The sequence below is a fragment of the Nostoc sp. ChiSLP03a genome, assembly GCF_034531215.2.
GTDB lineage: Bacteria > Cyanobacteriota > Cyanobacteriia > Cyanobacteriales > Nostocaceae > Nostoc.
This window is the reverse complement of sequence record NZ_JAVRBQ020000145.1, coordinates 20292-27215: the sequence shown is the minus strand read 5'-3', so window position 1 is coordinate 27215 and position 6924 is coordinate 20292. Positions and strand designations below refer to the sequence as shown.

Below are 6924 nucleotides of genomic sequence, written 5' to 3'. Positions count from 1 at the left end.
TATAAAGCTGCATAGAATTCGATCCCCCCTAACCCCCCTTAAAAAGGGGGGAACCGGAAAAACATCTATCAAAGTCCCCCTTTTCAAGGGGGATTTAGGGGGATCAAGATATGTGCAACTTCACATTAAATTGGTATAAGTATCGTATTTTAGGAGAAGAAAATCTCAAATCATTATCCAAGATACTTACAAAATTTAGCAATGATTTCTGATGGAAATCATCTAACAATTAGTGAGGTTTGAGATGATTATCCCGATTTTAGATATGCGTCTATTCCGAGAAAAAGAATGGTTATTTAGCTTACTGATAATATCTCTATTTCTATGGCTGATATTTTTGGGAAACTCCGCTTTAAGAGATTGGGATGAAGGTACTGTGGCACAGGTTGCCCGTGAAATTTGGCGTGCCCCGCTTGGTTCAATGCATTGGCTTTATCCCACATTGGGAGGACAACCTTATCATAATAAGCCACCCCTGATGCACTTATTAATTGCTTGGACTTACTCGATCGCAGGCGTGAATGAGTGGACAACACGTCTACCGGGTGCAGTATTAACTGCCTTGGGAGTGCCTTTGCTTTACTTGGTGGGATGTTTGCTTTTTAACCAAAGTTTACCAGCTCTGTTTAGCGCTTTAGTTTACCTGACGATGTTGCCTGTAGTGCGTCACGGAAGGCTAGCAATGCTAGATGGTACAACTATTACCTTTTTCTTGCTGCTGTTGTTTTGTTTGCTAAAAGCACGTCAAAATCGTCGATATGCTCTCGGTGTGGGATTTTGTCTGGGGTTAATCGCTCTCACGAAAGGGATGATAGTTTTACCGCTAGGAGCGATCGCTTTTTTATTTTTGATTGCAGATCGGCAGTTTGCTTTGTTAACAAGTCCCTATTTATTAGTGGGAATATTTTTCGGAAATGCACCTGCGATCGCTTGGTTTGTCGCTCAATGGCAACATTATGGCGAAACTTTCTTCCAAATGAACTTTCAAACACAAACTTTTGATCGTCTGACACAATCTGTTGAAGGTCATAGCGGGCCACCTTGGTACTATTTTATTGAGTTAATTAAATATAGTTTTCCTTGGCTACTATTTTTCCCAGGAGGTTTTTATCTAGCTTGGAAAAAACGTCATACTACCTGGGGTCGCTTAATTCTTATTGGCACAATTATTTACTTAGGCACTATTTCTTTAATGAAAACTAAGCTGCCTTGGTATGTTATGCCTGTATATCCATTTTTAGCTTTGGCAATTGGTGCGAAACTTAGCGAAATTTGGCAGTACGGTCATTTTAAGGTGCGAAGTTTGAGAATATTTATAACTATTATTGCTATTGCTGGTTTAGGAGGTTGTGTTTACTTTATTCTTGCAAAGAAAGAGCTTAGTTTAATAGTCATGAGCATTGTTTTGGCAATCAGTATGAGCATTGCAGCATGGCTAATTAAACAACGCGATCGCAACTTTATTCCAGTGCTATTTTCTGGGATGTACTTAGTTTTAGCACTGTTAATGAGTTCGCAATCATGGATCTGGGAATTAAAAGAAGCTTTTCCGGTTAAACCAGTAGCAGAATTAATTCGGGCAAATGTTTCAACAGGAACACAAATTTATACTTCTTTTGCTTATGGGCGTCCCAGTTTAGACTTTTACTGCGATTGTAAAGTCACTCCTGCAACTGTCCCAACTTTACAACAAATGTTATCTAATAAATCTTATTTGCTGTTAGACAATGGGACTTTGCAGCAAATCAATTTAACTGGTAGTAAAATTATCGGTTCGGCTCAAGGATTTACACTAATTTCACCATAATTTATGAATGAATTTGAATGAATTTATCCTTTAAAGACATATTTTCTAAAATTTAACTTTGGATAAATAGCACTGCTACGATCCTTCGTTTGTTACTTGAACAATGGATTGACTAGATTGGGCTAAATAGATACCCATTAAAACTACGGCAAAAGTCGCCCAGTCAAACAAAGCTACTTGTTCTGCAAAAATAAACCAAGCAAAAATGGAAGCTAGAACTGGTTCTAAAAGAAGCGTGACGGCGACAACGCCTGAAGAGATTCTGCTAAGACTATAAGCTAAAAGTCCCTGACCCAACACTTGGCAGAAGAGAGCTTGAAAAATTATGAAAAACCAACCCATCCAGGAATAGGGCAATAGTCTATCTTCGAGGAATGGGAGGACTGGTAATAGAAACATTGTTGTCACTCCACATCGCCACAGCATGATAGTTGCAGTGCTAAATCTGGTTCGGAGTCTTTCTATCAGCAGCATACACGTAGCCATGAAAACCGCAGTTAGCAATGCTAATGCATCACCTAATATTTGATCGGTTGCAAATTGTACCTTATTGAGTTCAAAGGCGATCGCTCCTCCCAAAGCGACGACCAGACCAATCACGAATCTATTATCAAAACGCCGACCGAATAATAAATACCCAGCCAAAGCAACAAATAAAGAGTTCAAATTAGACAGTAAAGCCACGTTGGCAACACTAGTTTGACTCAGCGACCAAGCCCATAATAGAAGATAGGTTCCAGCAGAGGTTCCCATTGCCAACAATAGCCACACTTCTTGACTTGTAAAAGGCTTCTGTTCTATAGATTGGTTATCAAGCAAGGCAGGAGTAATACTGCCTTCTGCCCCCTGCCTCCTGCCTTCTTCAATAGACTGTTGGTAGCGGAAAGCCTCAAGTCCATTCCACAAACCAAAGACAACTGTTGCAATCCAACTGCGATGAAATACTACAGCATTTGCACCAATTTCTTGTTGACACAATTTAGTCAAAGATGGTGCTAAAGATATGGGAATTAAGGCAAACAATAATGATGCAGTTCCTAATAAAGCTGGTGTTTCGGAGAATTGTTGCTTTAGTAATGACAGTTTAATCGTCATACTTTTAACGAAAGTGTTAACTATATTGTTGACTGATGCCTGGAACGGATAATTAATAGCAGCTTGGCTAGATATGGCTAAGTATAAACCCATTAAAACTACAGCAAAACCTATCCAATTCGAGAAAGTTAATTTTTCTGAAAAAATTACCAGAGCGAAAATGCCGCTAAATACTGGCTCTAACAGATGCACCAAGGAGACAACCACAGAGGAAAACTTAGCAAGGCTATAGGTCAAAAGCCCATGACCTAAAACTTGGCAAACCAGCGCCAAGCAAATTACCCACACCCACCCACTGACTGTAGAAGGGAAAAGCCGATCTTGAGCGAACAAAAGTATGGGGAAGATAGCTAGAGCGGCGATCGCACAGATCCACAATTGAATTGTAGCTGGAGAAAATTTAGTTCGTAATTTTTCTACAATCAGCAGGTATGCACTCAATAAAACCGCCGAAACGATCGCAGCCAAGCCTCCTTGAACCTCGTCTGTAGCAATTTGCAATTCCTCAAATTCAATGGCGATCGCTCCCCCAAGGGCGATGACCATGCCAATCAGGAATTGCTTCTCAAAACCTTTACGAAATAGCAGCCACACCCCTAAACTAGTAAATATGGGAGCGAGATTATGCAACACACTAGAAATCGCAACACTAGTTTGAGTCAGCGACCAAGCCAACAAAACTAAAGTGGCAGCCCAAAGAATACCAGCACCTAGTAATAGCAACATATCCTGACTGGTGTAAGACTGCTGTTCTACAGGTTTGTCTGCGGAAAATCGCTGCCGTATTGCTTTGTATCCATGCCCAATCAAGAAGACTACACTAGCAAGCCAAAAGCGATTAAATACAGTTGCACTGGGGCTGAGTTCAATTTCGCTCAATTTCATAAAAATAGAGCCAAAAGAAATGGCACCTACACCTAGAAATAATGAAGCGATCGCTATCTTCGTTTGATTGAATACATTCATTAGGAAATTTAAATGCAACTTCTCATATATATGGATCGAACTCTCTAACCAACCCAATGCTCTTGGGCAAATCCTACAGCTATTTTGGCTAGTAATGTCACAAAAGCGCCTAATATTAAATATCCTTGACGAGGATGGCGAGATAGCAGCACACCAATAGCTATATTTAGAGGCACAATACCGTAGGCGAGACGGCTCAAAGAGATAGTACCTCCAGAGGCTAGCAGCAAACCAATACCACAAAAACCATAAATAACTGTAACTGGGGTCAGTTGCGTGTGGAAGCGCCACAACACATAGCCACCACCCAAGACCATGAACAAGTTGAGGAAGTTATCGATCCACTGTTCGCTTGCCAAAATCAACAAAAATAAGACTAAACCATAAAACCCATAAAATAATTTTACAGAACTAAAACGTTGACGGAAATGCCATAAAAGATAGCCACTGACAACAATCGCCCCAAATAACAAGAGATACCAGGGGTCTTCAATCCCGCCAGAGGAGTTTTGAACCCAACCAAATTGCCAATTTTTACTGCCAACGGCAATTTGCATGAACATATTTAACCAACCTTGCCAATCAAATCCGAGAGTTGGTCGCCATCCTCGCTGTGCTTCGATAAAAGCTAAAGGGTTGCCAAAATAAATCGCACAATACAAACTGAATAAAAGTATGCCAATAGCAGTAGTCAAAGCGGCTATATAGGCAATAGGTGGTCGGCGTTCTTTCCAGGCTGCGATCGCCAATGCTGGAATTAGTGCGATACCTGTAGGACGTGTTGCTGTCGCCATCGCGCCCCAAACAGCAGTCCAGCCATATTGCTTTTGATCGAACGCCTGCAAAGTCGCCGTACTCAAAAACAAATACAGCCCCTCTGTGTAAATCACTCCCGTAAACATCGAAGCCGGATACAAAGAAAGCACAGCAGTTACCCAGTGTGCTGCATTGATGCCATAACAATCCTTTACCCAAAAGTACAAACAGTAAAGAGCTGCAAAAAATGCCAAGTTGTTGACTAACGTGCCTGCCAATTCAAACGGTAAGCCCAACTCCATCAAAAACCAGATGCTTAAAGGAAACAAGGGAAAGAAGGCCAAATTATGTTGCTTGCCGTCATTCACAAATTCATAACCAGAAGTTGCGATCGCACGGTAATGGATACTATCCCAAGCATCAAAAACCCCCCAGCCAAAACGGGGCAAAAATTCCTCTGCTGGTAATGATAGTTTTGGCGCAACCAGCAACATAGCTGTCCAGATAAATATTCGACTGGCAAGCCACATTGCTGCTGGAAACAGGAAATCATTTTTCCATAAAATTTTTTTTATAATTATCTGAGCTTTGACCATAGGGTTGAGTGCTTCAACAAACTCCTTTATGTATCTTTCTACCTATGGCTGCAATCCAGCAATTTATGAGTAAGATTTTGCATATTAAATCCTCCACCAACATAATTAAGAAACTGGACAGATGAGTAATTAATTGAAATTATTTCCTATTTGGTTACTTTTGCCAATTCTCTCGGAATTTATCTTCTAAAATATAGTATTTATAAATACAAATTTTGTCTAGTTATATGAAAATTAAACCTTGTCTGGTTTGAGATCGTAGCAGGATTTTTGCCGTGCTAACAGTCTATCGAGTTGAAATTAACGGATTGGGACTGGCACAAACAGCTACACGAACAAGAAGACACGGGGATATTTTCTTTCTTTGTGTCTCTCCTCCTCGTCAGTGTATCGATTATAGCGATCGCTGTGATTAAAGAGTCCCCAGCAATTTATAGTGAGAGTTGTCTGTAAATCCTTAAGCAATTGTGAAAGCGATTACTCTTGTTGGTTCTACTGGTTCTATTGGTACTCAGACTTTAGATATTGTTACTCAGTACCCAGATCGGTTTCGGATTGTGGGATTAGCAGCTGGGAACAATGTAGAGATGTTGGCTGCTCAAATTCGGCAGTTTCAGCCGGAAATAGCAGCCATTTGCTCAGAAGATAAATTACCAGCGCTCAAAGAAGCAATCATTGACCTCAATCCCCAACCGATTCTACTGGCTGGTGAGGCCGGAGTGATAGAAGTTGCCCGTTACGGCGATTCCCAAACCGTTGTCACTGGGATCGTTGGTTGTGCTGGTTTGCTACCCACGATCGCAGCGATTGAAGCTGGTAAAGATATTGCCTTAGCAAACAAAGAAACTCTGATTGCTGGCGGCCCTGTGGTTCTACCCCTAGTGGAAAAACATGGTGTAAAATTACTCCCTGCCGATTCCGAACATTCCGCAATCTTTCAATGCCTCCAAGGTGTTCCCAAAGATGGCTTACGGAAAATTTTACTGACTGCATCTGGTGGGGCTTTCCGCGACTGGGATGTAGAAAAGTTAGCAGATGTAACCGTTGCTGATGCCTTGAAGCATCCTAATTGGTCGATGGGACGTAAAATCACGGTAGACTCTGCTACTTTGATGAATAAAGGACTGGAAGTAATTGAAGCTCACTTCCTGTTTGGCTTGGATTATGACGATATCGAAATTGTCATTCATCCCCAGAGCATTATTCACTCGCTGATTGAACTGCAAGATACTTCAGTTTTAGCCCAACTCGGCTGGCCAGATATGCGCTTACCCTTGCTGTATGCTCTATCTTGGCCCGATCGCATTTACACCGACTGGGAACGACTAGATTTAGTCAAAGCTGGAAATTTAACCTTCCGCGAACCAGACCATCAGAAGTATCCTTGTATGCAGTTGGCTTATGCTGTGGGTAAAGCTGGCGGTTCGATGCCAGCGGTGTTAAATGCTGCCAATGAACAAGCTGTAGCTTTATTTTTAGAAGAAAAAATTCGGTTTTTAGATATTCCTCGGTGCATCGAATGGGTGTGCGATCGCCATCAAAATGATAACCGTGCTAATCCCTCTTTAGATGACATTTTGGCAGCAGATCAATGGGCAAGACAAGAAGTTTTAACAGCAAGTGAAACTTTAGCAACTGACTCGCGCCTAATTTCTTTGCGATAAAAGCCTTTACTCAAATATTCAAAAGGCAGATTTTCTGTCT

General features: G+C 41.2%; 5 protein-coding genes. 3 read left to right on the top strand and 2 right to left on the bottom strand.

Translation table 11 applies throughout. From position 1 onward, the window contains the following. Positions 1-265 precede the first annotated feature (265 nt). On the top strand, positions 266-1807 hold the full coding sequence (locus RMY32_RS23950) for a glycosyltransferase family 39 protein (protein WP_322711227.1): 1542 nt from the start codon (positions 266-268) through the stop codon (positions 1805-1807). 75 nt (positions 1808-1882) lie between these two features. On the opposite strand, the gene RMY32_RS23945 is transcribed toward RMY32_RS23950, so the two are convergent. Together RMY32_RS23945 and RMY32_RS23940 are read right to left on the bottom strand one after the other, a co-directional pair. After that, positions 1883-3868 carry a DMT family transporter gene (locus RMY32_RS23945; protein WP_322711224.1) on the bottom strand — a complete coding sequence of 662 codons (1986 nt, stop codon included), beginning with the start codon at positions 3866-3868 and terminating at the stop codon, positions 1883-1885. Between the two features lie 44 nt (positions 3869-3912). Beyond that, a complete protein-coding gene (locus RMY32_RS23940; protein ID WP_322711223.1) occupies positions 3913-5220 on the bottom strand; it encodes a mannosyltransferase family protein in 1308 nt (435 codons plus the stop codon). Positions 5221-5514: 294 nt separating this feature from the next. Between RMY32_RS23940 and RMY32_RS23935 the strand changes: the two genes are divergently transcribed. Then, the gene (locus tag RMY32_RS23935) at positions 5515-5673 is read left to right on the top strand and encodes a hypothetical protein (protein WP_322711222.1); all 159 of its coding nucleotides are present in this window, start codon (positions 5515-5517) and stop codon (positions 5671-5673) included. A gap of 14 nt (positions 5674-5687) precedes the next feature. Further along, positions 5688-6884, top strand: a complete 1197-nt coding sequence (locus RMY32_RS23930) for a 1-deoxy-D-xylulose-5-phosphate reductoisomerase (RefSeq protein WP_322711221.1) — start codon at positions 5688-5690, stop codon at positions 6882-6884. Positions 6885-6924: the final 40 nt, after the last annotated feature.

What these genes read in the sequence shown, in the direction of transcription:
- RMY32_RS23950 (WP_322711227.1), top strand. Translation starts at nt 266, where the DNA reads ATGCGTCTATTCCGAGAAAAAGAATGGTTATTTAGCTTACTGATAATA.
- RMY32_RS23945 (WP_322711224.1), bottom strand. Translation starts at nt 3,868, where the DNA reads ATGAATGTATTCAATCAAACGAAGATAGCGATCGCTTCATTATTTCTA.
- RMY32_RS23940 (WP_322711223.1), bottom strand. Translation starts at nt 5,220, where the DNA reads ATGGTCAAAGCTCAGATAATTATAAAAAAAATTTTATGGAAAAATGAT.